Below are 20,401 nucleotides of genomic sequence, written 5' to 3'. Positions count from 1 at the left end.
TAAGACCACAGGACTATGCGAGTACTGACACACTTTTCTACTCCACCAACAGGGCGGTGGCAGCGGTGGGTAAAGAACTGTTCATTAACTATTCGCATAATGTCGCTTAATTTTGAGTACTTACTTAATAAAATACTATTTATCATGAAAAATATTTTTCTTTTATTAGTACTCTTCTTTTTAAATTTGAGTTTGAATGCACAACAGGTATCCGGGCCATTTTCATATTCACCAATGCTTGGCAATTACTACTGGACAGCTGATCCTTTAATTTCAAGATTTGCATATTCTTATAGACTGATATCCATGGAAAACGTGCCGACAGCTAATAGTCAAGACGATGGAATTATGGTTGATTTTGATCTTAAATTAGACGTTGATAATGAAGATAATAAGCCTTTAATATCTTTTCAGACTTTCCTTTGGGAACCCAACATTTTGTCAATTAAATATTCAGCCAAAACGGTAACCATTACAAGAGATAAAAGTATGAATGGTGGTCAAATTAAGCATTATGAGTATCATTTGTATGATCGATTATTTGAGGATGCAACCGGTCTTACTATATGGAGAATGAGAGTTTATCTTACATCAAATTTTATTTTCATTGCGGTAAATAAGGAAAATTCAAATAATTATTATTTATCTCCTATATTTTTTGGATTAGATTATAATACAAAATATCCTGATATAAATTCTTCTATGCATCATTTTATAAAGAGACGGCCTCTTACGTTTATTAGCTTAGGGGATGATTCGTTGGGGCCCATCATGTATGAATCATATATTGGAGCTGTGAAAATATACGGATTCTCTTATAACGAACTAAGAAGCAATATTCAACAAAATTTCCAATAAGTCGGAAGAATAAACAATTAATTTATAAATCAATTAAAAATTAAAAAACATGAAAAAGATTGTATTTTTAACAGTAATGGCGTGCGTATTTCAAGTATTAAGTATGAACGTATTTAGTCAAACAACTGATACAAAGGATGTATATTATGTTGGCACAGGCAGTAATCTTGTTGGCGTATTACAAGGTAATAGTGCGCATAACGAATTTGAAATTCGAGGTCATAATATTCCTATCAGTTACTATATAGGAAATGCTAAAGCATTTCAAATGCGTTTAGGATACAATTATATTCCTACCTTATATTTTCCGGTGCAAGATAATCCTGCTCGTATAGTAGCTGCAACATCTTTATCTCTTGCTGCCGGGAATAGAGGTTTAACAAATAATACAACGGATTTAACAATAACAGAAGCCGGAAATATTGGTATTGGTACAAATTCGCCAAATGAAAAATTAACAGTCGAGGGAAATATTAGGATGAACAGTGGAGGAAAATTGATTTATGCAAATGAATTGGAACTGCATACCACAAACAAACAGCCTATTTCTTTCAATATACAAGATACTAAGGGGCTTCAAATAAAAAAAGGGGTGAATGACGATTTTACATTATATTTTCCGGTCTCAAATAATAGTAATAATAAGTGGAATCGTATTATTGCTAAAAATAATTTATCTTTTACAGCAGGAGATAGAGGTGTAACTGACAGTCAAACAGATTTGTTTATAAGTACTATCGGAAATATAGGAATAGGTCTATCCGATCCAGATCAGAAATTAACTGTTAATGGAAATATAAAACTAAACAATGGAAAGTTATTTATAAATGTAAATGTTGATAGCATTGCCACAACAACTTTAGATCATTTTTCAGCTTTCATTACAGGAGGCGTATTGTCGGAAGATTTTGCTTTGGCTCCTCAATCAGAATGGGCTGATCATGTTTTTAATAGTGATTACAAACTGCAAAATCTGAATGAAGTTGAAAATTATATCAAAGCGAATAATCATCTTCCCAATATTCCGACAGCTTCGGAAGTGAAAGAAAACGGCTATTCTTTACATAATATGAATGTAAAACTCCTTCAGAAAGTAGAAGAATTGACTCTCTATTCTATTGAACAAAACAAAAAGATTGAGCAATTGGAAAAAGTGGTTACTTCGTATGAGTCACTTTTGGAAAAGGTGAACCAACTCGAAAATAAAATCAATCAGTAACAGAATCTCAATAGATGAAACAATTCCTGATTGCATTCTTCTCTCTGTTGCCAATATGGACATTGGCAACAGAGAAGTTTGATATTATTTGTGGTCCTTATCTTCAGAATGTAACTGAAAATGAAGTAACTGTTGTGTGGGTAACAAACAGTAATGCAGTTTCTTGGGTTGAACTTGCACCCGATGATGAAACAAGCTTTTATGCCGAAGAAAGACCGCAGTTTTTTGAAACGAACTTCGGCAGAAAGGCGATAGGTCGGTTGCATAAAGTTCGACTTTACGGATTGGAAAAGGCTACAAAATACCGTTATCGTATATTTTCTAAAGAAGTGGTTGAAGAAACATCCAAATTCGTAGCGTATGGAAAAATTGTCGCTTCTAATGTGTATCGTAAGGCTCCATTAACATTTAAAACCCTTGATACATCCAAATCTGAATGTCATTTTTCCATGATAAACGACATTCATGCCAACGACACACTTCTTGCATCACTGCTCGGTCAAGTTGACTTCAAATCATCTGATTTCGTAGTTTTCAATGGTGATATGTTGAGTTCCATGGAATCCGAGAAACAACTATTCGATGCCTTTCTTACCCGATCGGTTCAGACGTTTGCTTCAGAACTGCCATTCGTCTACGTTCGTGGCAATCATGAAGCACGTGGAGTATTTTCCAATGAATACATGGATTATTTTCCTGCTGCTTCCGCACAACCATATTATACATTCCGTCAAGGTCCCACCTTTTTTATTGTAATGGATGGAGGAGAAGATAAACCCGATACTGATATAGAGTATAATGGATTAGGCGCTTTCGATCAATATAGAAAAGAGCAGGTCGAATGGTTACAAAAAGTGATTGACAGCGAAGATTTTAAACAATCTTCTGTGAAAATTGTACTTTTACATGTGCCACCCGTGGAATCTACCTGGCATGGCTCAATTGAAATAAAAAAACTTTTCATTCCTCTTCTCAACAAAGCAGGAATTAATCTAATGTTGAGTGGGCATTTACATGAACATTTCTATATCCCCAAAGGTAAAGGGGAGTGTGATTTTCCTGTTCTTATCAATTCAAATCGCCATCTTACAGATGTTCGTGTACAAAACAATACGATAACGATTCGTATTACAGATGAGGAAGGAAAATTATTCAAAGAAATAAAGTTATGACACATATATGATTAAGAAAATTATACAATTTTTCAACCTCGAACCGGATAGAGCGGAGTTGAAAGAAGACCCAAAATATTTAAAGAAACTGCAATGGTCGGTATTTCTTTCCGCTACAGTTGGATACGGCTTATACTACGTTTGCCGTCTTAGTTTGAATGTAGTAAAGAAACCCTTGGTGGACGGTGGCATACTTACCGAACAAGAATTGGGGATTATAGGTTCCGCCTTGTTCTTTTCGTATGCCATCGGAAAATTTGTCAACGGGTTTTTAGCGGACAGAATTAATATCAAACGGTTTATGGCGGTTAGTTTGGCGATTTCTTCTTTGATAAACATTACGCTGGGATTTTCTCACACATTTTGGGTATTTGTTGTTCTGTGGGGCATTAACGGTTGGGTACAAAGTGCGGGATCGCCTTGCAGTGTTGTAGGTTTATCCCGTTGGTTCACCGATAAAGAGCGTGGTTCTTATTACGGATTTTTCAGTGCCAGTCATAATATAGGCGAGGCATTGACATTTATTGCAACAGCCTTTGTCGTCAGTATTGCCGGTTGGCGATGGGGATTTGAAGCTGCCGGTATAGCCGGACTAATTGGCGTAGTCATTATTTTATTTTTCCTTCATGACAGCCCGACAAGCAAGGGACTTGTTCCGGTAATTCCTCCAAAAGAATTGGGTAAATCCGTTGCATCCATGCAATTGGAGGTGCTTAAAAATCCGTGCATTTGGATATTGGCATTGTCCAGTGCGTGTATGTACATCAGTAGGTATGCAATTAATAGTTGGGGTATCTTTTTTCTTGAAAACCAAAAAGCCTATTCATCGGTGGAAGCCAGCAGCATCATTGCCGTATCATCTGTCTGCGGCATCATAGGAACGGTTTTTTCCGGTTGGTTTTCCGATAGATTATTTAACGGAAATCGAAATTTTCCGGCATTGATATTTGGTATTTGCAATACCATTGGGATTGGCCTATTTGTCTTTGTTCCCAAAGGCTATTTTGTGATAGACATTTTCAGTATGATTTTGTTTGGCTTATCCATCGGCGTATTAATCTGTTATTTGGGCGGTTTGATGGCTGTCGATATTGCGCCGAAAAAAGCATCGGGAGCAGCTTTAGGCGTTGTCGGGATAGCCAGCTACATCGGAGCCGGCATTCAGGATATTTTAAGCGGTCGCTTAATTGGCGACAGCAAAACGGTTGTGGATGGCATTACAGCTTATGACTTTTCATCCATTCGCTATTTTTGGATAGGAGCGGCTGCCCTGTCATTCATATTGTGTGCAGGGTTATGGAACAAGAGTAAACATTCACAGGAGGATTAGTATAAACAGTGAATTGGCAAATAGATGACAAAACAGGAACTTATGGCAAATGCCTCGGCAATCAGCGGACTTACCCGATCGGAAATACGGCAATGCGTAACCCCATTTATACAGGCGCTTTCGGAAGCCTTCCTGGAGGGAGAAGACGTTTACATAAGAGGCTTGGGAACATTCCTGATAAAAGATTATCCGGAACGGAACTCTCGCAATCCGAGGACAGGGGAAGCAATTGTTGTCCCGCCGAAGAAAGTAGTGCGGTTTAATGTAACTCCGGAATACAGGTCTTTAATCGGGAAAGGAAAACGCAAGCCTGCAAAGGATTCATAATTCCTGTTTTTTTACTCCATGGAAAAGAAATACAAAGACGCAAAAAACGTATTGATATTCAATTCGTCGCAAGTACTGGTGGCAATAGCCCGTTCCTTACGTTCCGCTGCGGAACTGATGAACTACTGCAATTTGCAGGCCATATCGTTTGCATGTACAGGCAAGTATGTAGCCTCGGGAGGATATTATTTCAGGCATGTTCAATCCGATGTTGAAATCCGGATGGAACATCTCAACACATTGAACTTGCAGGAATACGACAGGTTGTGCGGAGAGGAAAGAAAGTATTATACGAAGAAACAAATGCTGCGAGCGGAAAAGAAATACCAGTGGTCGCAAAAGAAAAACTCAACGGGACAGGCTGGTAAGACAGAAAGAAAACCAAAGGGAAAAGCTGATAACAGTGACCAATCAGAGCCACAGCAATAGTTTTCATGTATTCTTTTTCGAATACCAATAAAACAGACAATATGTCTGTATATAAGCAACTTAAAGCCTGTATACAGACGTATTGTTTTTATATAAACCTGTAATTGGCTAAAAAACAGCGGTATAGAATATATAGCAAAAAATGAGAGTTACTTGTGAAATTCAGGCAAACTGTCTATCTTTGCACTTGATATAAATGATTTAATAACTACGGTTCTTGTATGTCTGTATGTAGGTTTTATGGGTTTGGGCTGAAATTAGCTGCTGATTTATAGATAGTTAGAGAAGAATTTGTATCTTCATAAAATAAAGATACGCTTGATGTGAGCAACCCACCGAATTTTTGTTCTTGAGAATTTTACTATTAAAGTACAACAATAGTTAGTTAATGGTCAAGAACGGCTCTTATTAAGTTTTCTACTTTTTTTTATTATCTTTTGAAAAATCGCTGCTAAATTCAATCATGAAGCAATTTAAGTTTTAATAAAAAGCTTCACGATTTTTTGAAGCATTGACAACTAATACTTCTATGACGATGTATGTATCTTGTTCAAAATTTATTCAATATCTGTATATCTGTCTATTCATCCTATTATGCGCCGGATCGTTGTTTCTTTCGTCTCACTATTTTGTCAACAAAGAAACAAGCCCCAAGTGGTATGCAGCGATATTGGCATCTTCTCTTCTTTTTATTCTTTACCATGTTGACTGCTGTTTGTATTCCGGTCAATCATTGAGAAAGATACGTCCTTATGTATGGGGTATCATTGCCCTTTCGGTGGTAATATCTGCGATACAGGGCATTTTACAGTATTCTGGGATTCTGTCCATTGAAGGGTATTTCCCTGTAGTCGGAAGTTTTGATAATCCTGCCGGTTATGCCGCTTCTCTTTGTGCCGGATTTCCTGCTTGTTTATATTTTGTATGTAAGCAAGAAAAAAGGTGGATAAAGTATAGTGCCATTGTTGTTGGAGGTATCGTTGCTTGCGCTATTGTCCTGTCTCAGTCAAGAGCGGGAATGTTGAGTATTGTAATCGTTATTGGTGCATGGGGATTGTTTCAATTAAAAGAGAAAATCAACCGATGGCATATTATCACTTTGGGATGTGCATTCTGTTTATTATTACTTGGAGTTTACTTTCTCAAAAAAGATTCCGCTGATGGTCGTTTGCTGATTTGGACTTGCTCGTGGGAGATGATTAAGGATAAGCCTCTGCTTGGACATGGAGAGGGCGGTTTTCATGCACACTACATGGATTATCAAGCTACCTACTTCCGGCAGTATCCGGATAGCCGTTATGCTATGTTGGCCGACAATACCAGTCGTCCATTCAACGAATATCTGCTGTTGGCAATTGAACATGGAGCATTAGGTTTTGTTTTATTGCTTATTTTGCCGGTTTTCTTATGGAAAGCATATCAAAAAAAGAAAATACGGGAGACAAATATCGCTGTTTTGTGTTTGCTTTCGGTTGGGGTGTTTGCATTTTTTTCTTATCCACTCTCTTACCCTTTTCCTTGTGTGATGGCAGGAATCAGTATCTCTGCGCTTCTCGGATACTTGCGTTTTAAACCCGTAATTATCGGAGGAATAATCATTGTGATTTGCCTTACATTATGTTTTTTTACTATTCAGGATATGCTGCTACAAAAGGATTGGAACCAAACCGCCAAATCGTCATTGCGGCAACAAACGCCTGAAACATTTGCTCAATATGAGCAACTCTATTTCAGGTTATGTAATCACCGCTTGTTTTTATACAATTACGCAGCCGAATTGAATTATGCTGAACAATACGGGAAAAGTTTAGCAATTGCTCATGGGTGTGAACGTCTTTGGGCAGATTATGACTTGCAAATGCTGATTGCCGACAATTACCAACAAACACATTGCTATGCGGAAGCAGAATGGCATTACAAAAGAGCGGCAAACATGTGTCCTGTAAAATTTAAGCCGTTATATTGCCTGTTCAATATGTATTTGGCGACAGGAGAAAAAGACAAGGCGCTGATAGTCGCAAACAGGATTATGAGCAAGCCGGTAAAAATAATGTCTCCGACTATACGGCAAATCAAACACGATGTGGGACAAAAAATGCGTAGCCTGTGAAGAAATAACAATTTGCCGCAAGAAGAAAGAAACAGGCAAAAGCCTTTCAAGAACCTTACAGCAAAATTAGTTGCAAATTAAGGGATATTTGTACAGTATTTTACACAAAGAGATAATACCTCTAATATGGTATTTGAAAAAAGATTGTAAATATCTATCTTTACGGAATCTAAAACCATATCTATTATGCAAAAAAGACAGCAACTACTTACTGCCGGATTGGTGATTGGCGCAATTCCGGCGGTTTCCGTGTTCCCACAATCCGAACCGGCGCCTGCGTCCAAAGCGGGGCAAGCCATGAACGTGTTGTTCCTCATATCCGACGATATGCGTGCCGAACTGAATGTATATGGCAGTTCGGTTGCACAAACCCCCAATCTGGATCAATTTGCCGCGCGGGGAGTTCGGTTTGAACGGGCCTATTGCCAATATCCGCTAAGTGGTCCTTCGAGGGCATCGCTGCTCACCGGACGACGACCTACAACAAGCGGGCTGTATGGAAACCGCGAATGGTTTGGCGCAACCTTCCCCGATTGGGTAAGTCTGCCGAAATATTTCCGCCAGCATGGTTATGCCGCTTTGCGCAGCGGTAAGGTTTTTCATGGCGGAATTGATGATACCGAGGCCTGGGATGAGGGTGGCGAAGTGCGCCTGCACAATAATCCCATCAATATGGATCCGCCTTCGTACGTGTCCGAAGAAGAAATTCGCGACCATATTGCACGAATGACCCTGAACGATTTGAGGCAAGCGCCCAATTCCGACCGCTGGGAGGCCGTTGAGGGAGCCGCGGCCAAAGAACTTTCCGATACCAAAGTCGCCGATAGAGCGATTAACTACATAAAACAGAGCAAACAAACGGGAAAACCCTTCTTCATTGCCTGCGGTTTTTCAAAACCACATTCACCACTCGTTGCACCCAAGGAATTTTTCGACTTGTACAGTCCCGAAAAAATAGCCTTGCCACCCGATTTTGCCTCGCTTCCGATGATACCTCCCGGATTTCCGGCAGGCGCTATCCGGCCAATCAATGCCGATTTGTTTATCAATCGTTCGGCTTCGCCCGAGGAAGCCAGGGACATGATGCGCGCCTATCTGGCCTGCATCAGTTATGTGGACTGGAACGTTGGCCGGGTGCTTGCCGAACTCGACAGGCAGGGGCTTCGCGAAAACACGGTTGTGATATTCTGGAGCGACCACGGCTACCAACTCGGCGAAAAAGGCAAATGGTCTAAAGCCGGTTCTCTTTGGGAACAAGGCACGCGCGTACCCTTCCTCATTTACGATCCCCGGGCGAAAGGAAACGGAAAAACCTCGCCGCGGACAGTTGAACTGGTGGATATTTACCCCACGCTGGTGGATTTATGCGGACTACCGAAACCCAAAGGCTTAGATGGCGTAAGTCTGGCGCCACTGCTGAATAATCCGTATGCCGAATGGGAACGTCCGGCCTATACCGTTTGGAACGAACATGGCAAAGGCATCACAGGAGTTTCTGTACGGACAGAACGTTGGCGTTATGCCGAATTTTTCGGTGCAGGAGCAGGTGCATTTCTCACCAACCCCATCAATGACCCCAATGAATTGAAAAACCTTGTTTACGACCCCCAATACAAAGATGTAGTATCGAAATTTCACAAACTGGCCTCAGATTATGTTGTCGGTAAGGCCGAACTTTCGGAGCCGGAAAAGTAAGGTGTTTTTTTTGTGGGTGGAGTTGTTAAAAAGTTTTTTTGAACACCCCGTATTTAGTCCCGCATGGGACGGCCTTTTAACCGTATGCTTTAGCTCAATGTCATTAAGTTAAGGAATAAGGTTAATAAAGTGCCGTCCCATGCGGGACTAGACCAGTTTTGCCGATGAACCGAAAAAAAGTCCGAAAGACTTTTTCATACGTTTGCCCTAAGATTATACGACCGCCATGTTAAATATTGAAATATTTTTCCTATTTTTAGAGCCGAATATCAAAACAGACACAGCATGAAAAATACTAGAAAAAAATCGACGGCATTGGCTCTCTCGTTATTCCTGATTGCATCGTTGCCCATCATGTCGAAAGACAAAAATCTGAAAGTTCATTACACCTTCAAAAATACGGGGAAGGAAGTCGTAAAGGATGTTTCGGGCAATGGATACGATGGCATCCTGAAAAACAGCGCCAGCCTGACAAAAGTGGGCAAATATCCGGTGATGGATTTGGGTGGCGACAACGGATACCTCGATATGGGAGATAAAGCGGGCGAACTGATTACGAGCCTCGAAGATTTTGCCGTATCCACCTATCTGTACATCGACGAAAAGACGGACGTTACCAAAAACGGCAACTTTGTGTATGCATTCGCAAGTCTGCCCGAATGTACGCAAACCGAGGGCGAATATATCGCCTACAAAGTCAAGTTGCAACGCTACGAACAATCGCTAAGCGGATGGAAGAATGAACTCGTCGGCGTAGAGACCGGCTCTCCATCGAAAAAGGGCGTTTGGCAACATATCGTTTACGTACAATCGGGCAAAACCGGAACGCTGTATATCAACGGAAAGGCGGCAGCAACAAGCGAAGCCCCTCTTCAACCCAAAAACATCTCGAAACCAACAACTTACAACTGGCTGGGACGCGCGCCTTTCAAAAACGATGTGTTCCTGCTCAACACCCTGTATCACGATTTCAGAATATACAACAAAGCATTGACGGAAAGCGAGATAAGTAAACTGTTGAAAGAGCTTGAGGGCCTGAATGGCGCTATGGGGAAATAAAATTCTATTGAAACTGTAAATTATATTTATGGAAAAGGAGAAGCCAAGAATAAGAAAATATGAAATCCTCCTGTTATTGTGTGGACTGGCTGGTTTTGCATATTTATTTTACATAATTGGATACAACATAGGAGAAAATAAGTCATCTGATTATGAGTGCAAAGAAGACGTTATCAGACTAAAGCAAAAAGTTGATAGTTTAACTTATTCTCCCCAATTAATTGAATTGAGGGAAAGGGTGTCAAAATCTATCATTAATGGAGAAGCGTTAGTAGAATGTCAGCATATTTGGTCTTATAGTGCGGATTTAAAAGTAGCGGGTTGTGATAGCATTGCAGTATCAAGATCGGATAAATTTTGGACTGCATCGACCATTTCAGCAACTGCAGGAACTCAATATTTTGTAAAACTGAGAGGAGGAAACATTTATATAATAAATGTCTTAGAAATAGGGGGAGGTTCTGTGAAACTAGAAGTTGTTAAATACAAACATTAAACACAGAAAGAACGCAAATTACACAGGTTACATAAATTCAAGCAGATAAATTACTGTTATATTTTATAATTATCTGATTTTAAACAGTATATAAACTGCAATAATTTGCGTAATTCGCGTTCTTATATTAAGTCGCTTGCGCTTCCCTCACGCCCCGGCCATATCTTTTACTTGCGCTACCGAGCGTTGAGCATTCGTTATGTCCACCACCGACACCACAGGGCGGAAATTAATACGCTCAATGGCTTCCAGCAAACGGTCTTCGACAGCAGGTGAGGCCGTATTGCCAACGACATTCAAATTGGTCAGCCGCCCACCCTCTTCGTACATGCTCTTGACTCTGCGACCAGCGGCGGGCAACTGTCCCGAACGAGCATAATAAGCCTCAATATCGGCAGGCGAAAGCTGGCTGCGGCTTTGATTGATGTAGTCAATCAGCCCCAGATTTTTGCGGGTAGAGATGCGGTTGACAACAAATTCGTCGCCTTCTACCTCAATATTCGTCCCCTCGATGCGCATACCTCCCTGCGCATGACGTTTGCCATGCAGCAAACCGCCGTCTTCCATGTTTACCTTGTCCAGTTGCTTCTTAATCAGCGCCACCTGAATAGCGCCCTGTGCCGCAATAAGAGCTGCGATGGGAATACCTAACAGCCCCATCGACAAGGCTTTACTAACCCCCATGGCCACATCGGCTGTTGCTGTTACTATTCCGTTGACAATTTCCAAGCGTTTCGACCGTTTTTCGCGGGTTTCGGCTTCCTTGCGCAGGCGTTCCTCCTCTTTTGCCAGTTCGGCCTTTTGTTGCGCCAGTTGCTGATTCGATTCCATTTCGCGGGCAAGCTGTTCCTGTACCACCATCGCCCGTCCATCCGAAGCCGTTTTCTCTTCGTCGAGCAATGCTTTTTTGCGACCGGTTGACTCGGCCAGCCGTTGGTCGATTTCGTTAATAGAAGCCTTTACCTTTTCGGCCTCTGCGCGGTAATTCTCCGCATCTTCGGCATAAACATCGCTTAACAATCCGAATGTTTCGGAGATGCAGGCGCGGTATTGGGAGGTTGCCTCCATCATCGTTTCGTAAACGGCGGACATCCTCTCCCAGTCCGCCTCGCGCTGCCTGCTTAGCCTCCTTTCCATGGCCGCTTCTTCAACGAGGCTATTTCGGAGCGCTTCCACATTCTTTGTCAAAGCCTCTATCTCCCCGGCATTTTCCGCCAGACTCTCAACCCCAACAGCAAAGCCTTTCAGAACCGTCGATAAGCCCTCCATGCTACCAAAAATAGCGGACAGCGACTGCCCAAAACCAGAATTAGTAAGCGTAGCCTCCAAGTCCACCAGTCCGTCCTTCAACAAGCATACATTCTCGTAAGATTGCACAACCCCGTCAATTTCAATCGTAAACACTTTTTTATTGTTCGCCATGGCTTTTTATGGGATAGATAAAATGGGAGGGAGAAGTGTGGTATTTTTATTAAGTAAAATTTGTTAGAATAAATTTTTAATTACTATCTTTAGAGACTGAAAAGCGATTTTTATCAAAGCTGTATAAAACGAAAGAATCCCACGGAGTACGCAGGATTCAAGATTTTTCTTCGGCTTACAGCCTTATTGTGAAAAGCTTTCAAAACTTTTGTTACAAAAGTAATAAAAAAAATCTATTCACAACATATACATTTCTTAAAAATGACTATTTTTGAGAAATAAAAAGGTTAAATCTTTCGATCAGAATCTAGTTTTGGACGTCAAATTCAATACTTAGTGCACCAAGTAATTTCACCTTCTCGATACAAATGTAATGGAAATACTTTATGGCACCAAATATTTTTGATGAAATATATATATGACCGAACAATTAGCTATATTTGCACAAAATAATAAACTATGAGTAATATAATTGGGATTGACTTAGGCTCAAATTCGGCAGGATGGGCAATTAGAGATACTTCGTTGGAAGATAATCAGATTATTGATTATGGAGTTTTGACCTTTGACAAAGGAGTTGCAACTGAGAAAGGGATTGAATTTCCGAAAGTACAAAAAAGGACTGACAGTCGTAGCAAAAGAAGGAACTATCAGGCTGAAAAATACCAAAAATGGAGTTTGTTAGAATTCCTTATTGAAAAACAAATGTGCCCTTTAACAACAAAGGAACTCAATAAATGGCGAAAATACACGAAAGGTCAAAAAAGGGAATATCCACAAACCGAAGAATTTATTAATTGGCTACATTTTGACTTTGATGGAGACGGGAAACCAGATTTTCACCTATTCGGAAAGGAGAAGGATGAAAGTCATTATATCTTCAGGGTATTTGCTATTAATGAAGAACTTAAAGCAATATACCAAAATAATCCATATATACTTGGGCGCATTTTATATCAATTAGTTCAAAGAAGAGGATTCCGTGGACGAGATGAAGAGGAAGCAAAGACAATGCTTCAAGGAAGTGAAAAGACGGGGACAGCGGGCAGAGACGAAATTGCAACATATATCGAACAATATAAAACGCTGGGAGCAGCATTATATTACTACCAGAAAGAGAAAGGAGGCCGAATCCGCCAACGCTACAATTTGAGGAGAGATTATGAAAATGAATTAAAAGAAATTTGCAAAACTCAGGATATAAACGAAGGAGATTATAAAAGACTATGGAATGCTATTATTTGGCAGAGACCATTGCGTACACAAAAAGGATTAGTAGGAAAATGTATCTACGAACGCAATAAAAAAAGAGCGCCTATCAGCCATCCTCTTTATGAAGAATACAGAACTTGGGTGTTTATCAATAATTTAAACATTGATATAGAAGATAAACAAAAGTTCATTAAGGAACATATTTATCCATTATTTTATAATGCAACTCCCGATTTTACACTCAATAAAATTGGTGAGGTTGTACGTCGTTTTGGCGGTAAAATAACTTCAAAATTTGCAAAACTCACAAATGAAGAAAAAGAAACATTATCTAATGATGAACAGTTGCAGACAATTAAGAAGAAAGAGAAGAATGTAAAAGTTATTTCCGCAAAGTTATTAAAGTCATTTCAAGATATTCTAGGTGATGATTGGAAAGAAGCATATAAATGGGATTCGATTTATGATAGACAAGCTCATCCAGAAAAGAAAACAGATGAAAAATATACATTTGAAGACATTTGGCATGTGCTAAATACATTTGATGGACCAGAAAGTTTAAAAAAGTTTGCACTGGAAAAATTGAATTTAGATGAAGAAAAAGCCGAAAAGTTCTCTAAACTAAAACTGAACCAAGGTTACGCAACATTAAGTCTTTCTGCTATCAAAAAAATTCTGCCATTTTTGCAAAAAGGCTTCAAATATAGTCATGCAATATATTTAGCAAATCTGTACAAAGTTTTAGGCACAGATAAAATTACGGATGATCTGATAATCTTCTTTTCAAAAGAAGTAGAAAAGATAATTGATGAGAATAAAGAACAAAAAAACCTTAATGATATTGTAAATAATTTGATTCAAAATGAATTAAATGATGAATATCGTTATTCGATTGAAGTAGATAGAGAACTTGACAGTGATGAGTTGAGTAAAATTAAGACAAAAATAGTTGATGTTCTTGGTGAAAAAACATGGGATGAATTAAGAGAAGATAAAAAGGCTGAAATTTCAGATTATGTTTCAACTAAATTCAAAGATTTTTTAAGAAAATCTATTCTATCCAAGAAAAATATATTTATTGAGCAACCCCGCTTACATGATCAAATATTTGCTTTTCTACAAAAGACATACAATATACCCGATGAAAGAAAAGAATATTTGTGGCATCCTTCAGAGCAAGATAATTATGTAGCAGCATCTAATTATCATCAATATACTATTGGGAATAAGGATATATATCTAACAGAAGAAAAAATTCAATCATTTTTAGCGAAACACCCTGATGCAGAATGTCAAGGACGTTCTATCCGGCTTTTAGGAAGTCCAGAGCCCATTAGTAACGGTTTTAAGAATCCGATGGCTTTGAAATCACTTCATAAATTAAAACAATTATTAAATTATCTGCTTAAGATCGGAAAAATTGACGAAAATACTCGTGTTGTAATTGAAATTGCACGAGAGCTCAATGATGCAAACAAAAGAAAAGCCATTGAAAGCTGGAATAAAGAAAGAGAAAAAGAGAATGAATCTTACAAAAAAATTATTCGTGAAATTAATGAAGAATGTGAAACTAATTATGATGAAAATGATAAAATACTGCTTCGAAAAATCAGATTGTGGAAAGAACAGAATTTAGAATGTTTATACACTGGTAAACCGATTAAAATGTGCGACATATTTAATGGGAATAATTATGATATTGAGCATACAATCCCTGCAAGTGTTAGTTTTGACAGCGAATTAAAAAATCTAACATTAGCCAATAGCAATTACAATCGAAATATAAAGAAAAAACTTTTTCCAACTCAATTACCAAATTATGAAGATGATGTGATTATAGATGATGATCTTTATACTGCAATAAAACCAAGATTGAGACATATAGAAGAAAAGGTTGAAGAATTGGAGTTTTCTTATGACGAATGGAAAAGAAAGGCTTCATACGCAACAACAAAAGACATCAAAAATAATTGCATACAAAAATATCACATGGTAAAGTTTGATTTGGATTATTGGAAATCCAAGTTACACACTTTTACAATTAAAGAACATAAATCAAGCTGGAGAAACAGTCAATTAAAAGATACTCAAATTATTACAAAATACGCCCTGCCCTATTTAAAAACAGTATTTAAAAAAGTTTCGGTAGAAAAGGCCAACGTTGTCAATAGTTTTAAAGAAATTTACAGTATGAAATTGCCCTATGAAAAGAAAGACCGTAACGAACATTATCACCATGCTACCGATGCGGCCATCTTAACGCTTATACCGCCATTTTATGAACGAGATAAGATTCTACTGGAATACAATGAAGTGAAAGATAGAAGAACAAATGAGATTTATCACGAGCAACCAAAAGATTGGGAGAATTTCTCAGCATCGAAAGTTTTATTTATCGAAAATGAAATTTTAATAAATAATCTGACGGATAACAGAACCACTCTATCTACCTATAAAAAAGTGAGAAAAAGAGGTAGAATTGAATATCTTCGGTATAAAGACGAAAATGGGAAATGGAATTTTAGATTAGATAAGAATGGGGAAAAAATACCCAAAGTTGCTCAAGGGGACACAATCAGGGGACAATTGCATGGCGAATCTTTTTATGGTGCTATTAAACTGCCCAAGAGAGACGGAAATAATAAAATTCTTTTTGATGAAAACGGTCTAATGATTCTACAAGATGAAATATTTTTAGTAATCCGAAAAGAGTTAGTTTACAAAAAGGATGCTAATTCACCAGGATTTAGAAGTTTGGACGAAATCGAAAAAGTAATTGTTGATAGGGATTTATATCAAATGATAAAAAAGCAGGTTGAATCCACTGATTTTAAAACAGCATTGACTAATGGTGTTTATATGTTGGACAAATGTGGAAATAAGGTTAACAAAATTCGTCGGATAAGATGCAGAGAAAGTATGAAGTATGAGACTGCCATAAAGATTCATCCTCATGGTTTCAAATCTAAAAAAGAATATAAACATTATACTTTGGCAAAAAATGGAGAAAATACACTTTGCCTTTTTTATCAAAATGAAAAAGAAAGAAGAATAAATATCCTGACAATTAGTGATGTTGCAAGATTGAAATTTGAAAATGACGGGCAATTTTTGGAAGAGCCTTATTATAATCATATCGAAATAGGAACGGGTAAAAATAAATCTAATATTTTATTGTATGCCGTTTTAAGAGCTGGACATAAAGTTTTGTTTTATAAAAACAATATAGAAGAATTAAAAGAATTATTGAAAGATGGATCAAAAAATGAACTGTCGAAGCGAATGTTTAAAATCTATCAATTTGAAAAGGATGGAAGAATGAAATTTAGACATCATTTGGCAGCAGGTATAGATACAGAATTAAAAAAAGATCATAAGGAATATTCCTACTTTGACATAAATGAGAATCCTATTTTTTTACGATTATCTCAAAAAGAGTGGAATTTTGCAGTAGAAGGTGTTGATTTCATTATGAATTTGGATGGAACAATCAAATTTAATTTTTAACTACCATGATCAAGAAAACCTTATATTTCAGTAACCCGGCCTATTTGAGTATGGCGAATAAGCAGATGGTTATCAGGCTGCCGGAGGTTGAAAGTTTGGAGGCTTCCGATTCGTTTAAGGAGGGGTTGAAGAAGAGTATTCCGATAGAGGATATTGGGGTGGTTATTCTTGATAATGGCAGGATTACGATTACGCACGGATTGATGGAGGAGTTGCTGGAGAATAATGTCACCCTTGTTACTTGCGATTCGGCGCGTATGCCGGTCGGATTGATGCTTCCCCTGAACGCTCATTCTACCCAAACCGAACATTTTCGCGAACAGATCGAGGCTACCCTACCCTTGAAAAAGCAACTCTGGCAACAAACCATCAAGGCCAAAATAAAAAATCAGGCCGCCGTACTCGAATCCACCGGAAGCATAGATGTAAGTCCAATGCTCAAATGGGCAGAGGACGTGCGAAGTGGCGACCCTGACAATTGCGAGGCTCAGGCTGCTGCCTATTTCTGGAAGAATATTTTTCCCGATATACCGGATTTTCGCCGACACAGGGAGGGAATTCCGCCCAACAACCTGCTGAACTACGGGTACGCTGTTTTGCGGGCGGTTATTGCCCGCGCCATTGTTTCGGCGGGAATGTTGCCCTCGCTGGGTATTTTTCACCGGAATAAATACAACGCCTACTGTTTGGCTGACGACATCATGGAACCCTACCGGCCTGTGGTAGATAGAATGGTGGTGGATATACTTGCTTCGGGTGTTGAAATAACGGAATTAAACAAAGAGTTGAGGCAAACTTTGCTGTCGATTCCTGCTCAGGATGTGATGATGAACGGTAATCGCCGGCCGTTGCTGGTAGCGTCGTCGCAAACGGCAGCCAGTTTGTATAAATGTTTTTCGGGCGAAACCCGCAAAATCATTTATCCAGAAATAATTACCTGATTACAATGAGTTTAGACAGATTAAACGAATATAGAATTATGTGGGTAATGGTATTTTTTGATTTGCCGACAGAGACGAAAAAGGAGCGAAAAATGTATTCTGATTTTCGTAAGAAACTTATTCAGGATGGATTTACGATGTTTCAATTTTCTATCTATTTACGGCATTGCGTCAGTCGCGAAAATGCAGAAGTTCATATAACCCGCGTCAAAAAAAGTTTACCGCCCAAGGGATATATTGGGATTTTGTGCGTTACGGACAAGCAATTTGGGTCGATGGAGCTATTTCACGAGAAAAAAGAGAAAGCCATCTCCACGCCCTACCAGCAACTGGAATTATTTTAGAAAACAAAAAATCGGGAAATCTCCCGATTTTTTGTTTTGATATACAAACTTTCAGCATCTTGTTTTTTGTTGTAATTAATTGATTTATAGCGTTGATATTGAGGGTATATTGTATATCCTCCGCTAAGGTACAAATTTTGAAAGCTAATCACAACAACTGTTCGGTATGCCTCAGCGAATCGGCAATTGTATATCCTCCGCTAAGGTACAAATTTTGAAAGCTAATCACAACTGACAAATAGAATTGCTTCTATTCATCAAAATTGTATATCCTCCGCTAAGGTACAAATTTTGAAAGCTAATCACAACATCTTTGGGTGTTTCATCCAGAAATCCATCATTGTATATCCTCCGCTAAGGTACAAATTTTGAAAGCTAATCACAACACAGATGAGTGGAAGTAGTTTGTTTAAAAATTGTATATCCTCCGCTAAGGTACAAATTTTGAAAGCTAATCACAACATAGAATCGAATGGCAATTGCTTAATACAATTGTATATCCTCCGCTAAGGTACAAATTTTGAAAGCTAATCACAACACTGGAATATCAGACGTATTCGGGATACAAATTGTATATCCTCCGCTAAGGTACAAATTTTGAAAGCAATACACAATCTACTATGATACTCTATCAGTTACACTATGTCGAGAAACGGTTTAGAACCACTTTTTGCAAAACTGCTTTTATTTTTGACTATTATGGGTCGTTGTTTGGATGTTATTTTCTTGCGACCACCTTTTTACGGGAAGCGACAAACCGTTTCCTGTTCGTTTCTTGTTTCGTTTCTCAAATGACCCCAATGTACCCACTTTTTTTCACCCGCCATACAAAGATATATTCCGCGCTAAAATGCAAGACCAAGCTCTGTTTCGACAAGAATCTTCCTTTTTCATTCCTCAAAAGCGTATTTTTGCCGAAAGTCTTGCTTATTTACCGCTCCATATTTGGGGGGTATTAGCAGTTGAAAAATATGGGGGTTTGTTCAAAATGGCGCCAATAAATGACGCCAATCGCTGCAAACCACTGCCACCTGGCATTTAATCGAACTATTGCTTTCACTCGTGAAAGGAAAAATTGCTCCCGCTGGTCTCAATTTTATGAAAGCAGCAAGCAGCTTGAAAAGATAAACATAAGTAGCCGGACAGACCAACCGGCACAAGTCAATCCATCCGTTCTGACTGCCATTAACGGGATGACGGAACGAATTGAAAACCTGATAAATGAGTTACAAAAGCCAATCAAAACAGAACATCGGCACATGATAGACATTGCTTCAAGCAAGAGCTTCCTTACATTGGTTATCCTGTCTTTAGCAGTTTTAGGGCTTTCGTATATCATCAAGGAACAGCGGAACACGATAGGCCAATACCAAAGTAACGACTTGAAATACCGTTACATCAAGATGCAGGGAAAGGCTGATGGTGAAAGCCTTTATATGCTTGAACGGCAGTTTGAATACACAGACAGCGCCACCCTTGTTCGACAACAAGTGGAGGAATATGAGCGGCTTGTCAGGGAGTTGGCGGAACAGATGGAGCGGGCTAGGTGGGATGATGCTAAGGTTGATAATTTGAGGCGGAAGGTGGAGGAGGTGAAAGGAAAATAGAATGAATTTAGCAGTCTGGGCTGATAGGCTGTTTGTGGGTGTCAGCCCGTGGCCGAATATGTGTAATCTATTGTTCCCAATATGGCTTGGACTCTTATTTGTTTCGGCATTCCCAAGGCATTGTAAGTGTATCTCGCGCCTTTGTAGGGATCTGTAGTCATAGCTCCGTTTTTGTTGTAGGCGTATTGAGCGCTGTAGCTATTCGAATAGTCGGTAAAAACGCCATAATAACCGGGATATTCATCGGGATATAGTGTTGCCCAATCTCTTATGTACGACATTTGATTCCCACTATGAGCGATTTCCATATCTTCCACCTCTAAATCCGATAATCTGTACAAGTGGGTCATGTTGCCGTTTCTGTCGTAGGAGTGACTTTGTTGCAACAAAGTCATTCGAAAGTGAAAGCCCAAGTGAAAACTCAGGAAGATATTCAAAATCAACTATTTCATTATCCCCCCATGCAAAGCCGTTAATTACATAGGCATTGTTATAAGAAGCATAACTGGTTTGGGAATACATTGGTAAACTGCCAATAATCACTATTAGATATATCACTAAAAAATCGCCCATGCAGACAAGGTGGGACACAAGTAGGAAAAATCATTCAAACACAGCACTATAAGTAAAAAGACCTTTCATTTCCGACTTTGGGAAAAGACATAAAAAAGAC

16 protein-coding genes and 1 CRISPR repeat array are annotated in these 20,401 nt (G+C 38.9%); of the genes, 14 read left to right on the top strand and 2 right to left on the bottom strand.

Annotation, left to right across the window (positions count from 1 at the left end; translation table 11 throughout):
* The first annotated feature begins 144 nt into the window (after window positions 1-144).
* The 10 genes from ACYPWY_RS13960 to ACYPWY_RS13915 all read left to right on the top strand — a co-directional run bounded on the left by ACYPWY_RS13960 (window position 145) and on the right by ACYPWY_RS13915 (window position 10,695).
* The gene (locus tag ACYPWY_RS13960; protein ID WP_459686160.1) at window positions 145-858 is read left to right on the top strand and encodes a hypothetical protein; all 714 of its coding nucleotides are present in this window, start codon (window positions 145-147) and stop codon (window positions 856-858) included.
* A 49-nt stretch (window positions 859-907) separates the two neighbouring features.
* The gene (locus ACYPWY_RS13955; RefSeq protein ID WP_459686159.1) at window positions 908-2,077 is read left to right on the top strand and encodes a hypothetical protein; all 1,170 of its coding nucleotides are present in this window, start codon (window positions 908-910) and stop codon (window positions 2,075-2,077) included.
* A gap of 14 nt (window positions 2,078-2,091) precedes the next feature.
* The gene (locus ACYPWY_RS13950; RefSeq protein WP_459686158.1) at window positions 2,092-3,249 is read left to right on the top strand and encodes a purple acid phosphatase family protein; all 1,158 of its coding nucleotides are present in this window, start codon (window positions 2,092-2,094) and stop codon (window positions 3,247-3,249) included.
* 7 nt (window positions 3,250-3,256) lie between these two features.
* Window positions 3,257-4,579, top strand: coding sequence for an MFS transporter (locus tag ACYPWY_RS13945; protein WP_459686157.1), 1,323 nt, complete (start codon window positions 3,257-3,259; stop codon window positions 4,577-4,579).
* Window positions 4,580-4,603: 24 nt separating this feature from the next.
* Window positions 4,604-4,906: an HU family DNA-binding protein gene (locus ACYPWY_RS13940; RefSeq protein ID WP_459686155.1), complete on the top strand. Its 303-nt coding sequence runs from the start codon at window positions 4,604-4,606 to the stop codon at window positions 4,904-4,906.
* An 18-nt stretch (window positions 4,907-4,924) separates the two neighbouring features.
* On the top strand, window positions 4,925-5,335 hold the full coding sequence (locus tag ACYPWY_RS13935) for a hypothetical protein (protein ID WP_459686154.1): 411 nt from the start codon (window positions 4,925-4,927) through the stop codon (window positions 5,333-5,335).
* 535 nt (window positions 5,336-5,870) lie between these two features.
* Complete coding sequence (locus ACYPWY_RS13930; protein WP_459686153.1) at window positions 5,871-7,445, top strand: O-antigen ligase family protein; 1,575 nt, start codon at window positions 5,871-5,873, stop codon at window positions 7,443-7,445.
* 186 nt (window positions 7,446-7,631) lie between these two features.
* On the top strand, window positions 7,632-9,140 hold the full coding sequence (locus tag ACYPWY_RS13925; RefSeq protein ID WP_459686152.1) for a sulfatase: 1,509 nt from the start codon (window positions 7,632-7,634) through the stop codon (window positions 9,138-9,140).
* Window positions 9,141-9,425: 285 nt separating this feature from the next.
* Window positions 9,426-10,199 (top strand): LamG domain-containing protein, encoded by a 774-nt coding sequence (locus ACYPWY_RS13920; RefSeq protein ID WP_459686151.1) that lies wholly within the window; start codon window positions 9,426-9,428, stop codon window positions 10,197-10,199.
* 28 nt (window positions 10,200-10,227) lie between these two features.
* On the top strand, window positions 10,228-10,695 hold the full coding sequence (locus tag ACYPWY_RS13915; protein ID WP_459686150.1) for a hypothetical protein: 468 nt from the start codon (window positions 10,228-10,230) through the stop codon (window positions 10,693-10,695).
* 147 nt (window positions 10,696-10,842) lie between these two features.
* On the opposite strand, the gene ACYPWY_RS13910 is transcribed toward ACYPWY_RS13915, so the two are convergent.
* Window positions 10,843-12,117 (bottom strand): hypothetical protein, encoded by a 1,275-nt coding sequence (locus ACYPWY_RS13910; protein WP_459686149.1) that lies wholly within the window; start codon window positions 12,115-12,117, stop codon window positions 10,843-10,845.
* Window positions 12,118-12,576: 459 nt separating this feature from the next.
* On the opposite strand from ACYPWY_RS13910, the gene cas9 reads away from it, so the two are divergent.
* The 4 genes from cas9 (at window position 12,577) to ACYPWY_RS13890 (ending at window position 19,728) form a co-directional block, all read left to right on the top strand.
* A complete protein-coding gene (cas9, locus tag ACYPWY_RS13905) occupies window positions 12,577-16,836 on the top strand; it encodes a type II CRISPR RNA-guided endonuclease Cas9 (protein ID WP_459686148.1) in 4,260 nt (1,419 codons plus the stop codon).
* A 5-nt stretch (window positions 16,837-16,841) separates the two neighbouring features.
* A complete protein-coding gene (cas1, locus tag ACYPWY_RS13900; protein WP_459686147.1) occupies window positions 16,842-17,777 on the top strand; it encodes a type II CRISPR-associated endonuclease Cas1 in 936 nt (311 codons plus the stop codon).
* Window positions 17,778-17,782: 5 nt separating this feature from the next.
* On the top strand, window positions 17,783-18,121 hold the full coding sequence (cas2, locus tag ACYPWY_RS13895) for a CRISPR-associated endonuclease Cas2 (RefSeq protein WP_459686146.1): 339 nt from the start codon (window positions 17,783-17,785) through the stop codon (window positions 18,119-18,121).
* A 108-nt stretch (window positions 18,122-18,229) separates the two neighbouring features.
* Window positions 18,230-18,737: a CRISPR direct-repeat array (repeat unit 48 nt; unit sequence ATTGTATATCCTCCGCTAAGGTACAAATTTTGAAAGCTAATCACAACA).
* Window positions 18,738-19,122: 385 nt separating this feature from the next.
* Entirely contained in the window at window positions 19,123-19,728 is a 606-nt protein-coding gene (locus tag ACYPWY_RS13890; protein ID WP_459686145.1) for a hypothetical protein, read from the top strand.
* Window positions 19,729-19,769: 41 nt separating this feature from the next.
* Here the strand turns inward: ACYPWY_RS13890 and ACYPWY_RS13885 are convergent, their stop codons facing one another.
* On the bottom strand, window positions 19,770-20,117 hold the full coding sequence (locus ACYPWY_RS13885; RefSeq protein ID WP_459686144.1) for a hypothetical protein: 348 nt from the start codon (window positions 20,115-20,117) through the stop codon (window positions 19,770-19,772).
* Window positions 20,118-20,401: the final 284 nt, after the last annotated feature.

Source organism: Viscerimonas tarda (assembly GCF_054601255.1).
The sequence above is the reverse complement of the archived record's forward strand: the minus strand, read 5'-3'. Positions and strand labels throughout refer to the sequence as shown.

Excerpts from the sequence above, each read along its gene's own strand:
- ACYPWY_RS13960 (WP_459686160.1), top strand. The coding sequence starts at position 145 with ATGAAAAATATTTTTCTTTTATTAGTACTCTTCTTTTTAAATTTGAGT.
- cas9 (WP_459686148.1), top strand. The coding sequence starts at position 12,577 with ATGAGTAATATAATTGGGATTGACTTAGGCTCAAATTCGGCAGGATGG.
- cas1 (WP_459686147.1), top strand. The coding sequence starts at position 16,842 with ATGATCAAGAAAACCTTATATTTCAGTAACCCGGCCTATTTGAGTATG.
- ACYPWY_RS13935 (WP_459686154.1), top strand. The coding sequence starts at position 4,925 with ATGGAAAAGAAATACAAAGACGCAAAAAACGTATTGATATTCAATTCG.
- ACYPWY_RS13925 (WP_459686152.1), top strand. The coding sequence starts at position 7,632 with ATGCAAAAAAGACAGCAACTACTTACTGCCGGATTGGTGATTGGCGCA.
- ACYPWY_RS13930 (WP_459686153.1), top strand. The coding sequence starts at position 5,871 with ATGTATGTATCTTGTTCAAAATTTATTCAATATCTGTATATCTGTCTA.
- ACYPWY_RS13890 (WP_459686145.1), top strand. The coding sequence starts at position 19,123 with ATGACGCCAATCGCTGCAAACCACTGCCACCTGGCATTTAATCGAACT.
- ACYPWY_RS13915 (WP_459686150.1), top strand. The coding sequence starts at position 10,228 with ATGGAAAAGGAGAAGCCAAGAATAAGAAAATATGAAATCCTCCTGTTA.
- ACYPWY_RS13945 (WP_459686157.1), top strand. The coding sequence starts at position 3,257 with ATGATTAAGAAAATTATACAATTTTTCAACCTCGAACCGGATAGAGCG.
- ACYPWY_RS13940 (WP_459686155.1), top strand. The coding sequence starts at position 4,604 with ATGACAAAACAGGAACTTATGGCAAATGCCTCGGCAATCAGCGGACTT.
- ACYPWY_RS13920 (WP_459686151.1), top strand. The coding sequence starts at position 9,426 with ATGAAAAATACTAGAAAAAAATCGACGGCATTGGCTCTCTCGTTATTC.
- ACYPWY_RS13955 (WP_459686159.1), top strand. The coding sequence starts at position 908 with ATGAAAAAGATTGTATTTTTAACAGTAATGGCGTGCGTATTTCAAGTA.
- cas2 (WP_459686146.1), top strand. The coding sequence starts at position 17,783 with ATGAGTTTAGACAGATTAAACGAATATAGAATTATGTGGGTAATGGTA.
- ACYPWY_RS13910 (WP_459686149.1), bottom strand. The coding sequence starts at position 12,117 with ATGGCGAACAATAAAAAAGTGTTTACGATTGAAATTGACGGGGTTGTG.
- ACYPWY_RS13950 (WP_459686158.1), top strand. The coding sequence starts at position 2,092 with ATGAAACAATTCCTGATTGCATTCTTCTCTCTGTTGCCAATATGGACA.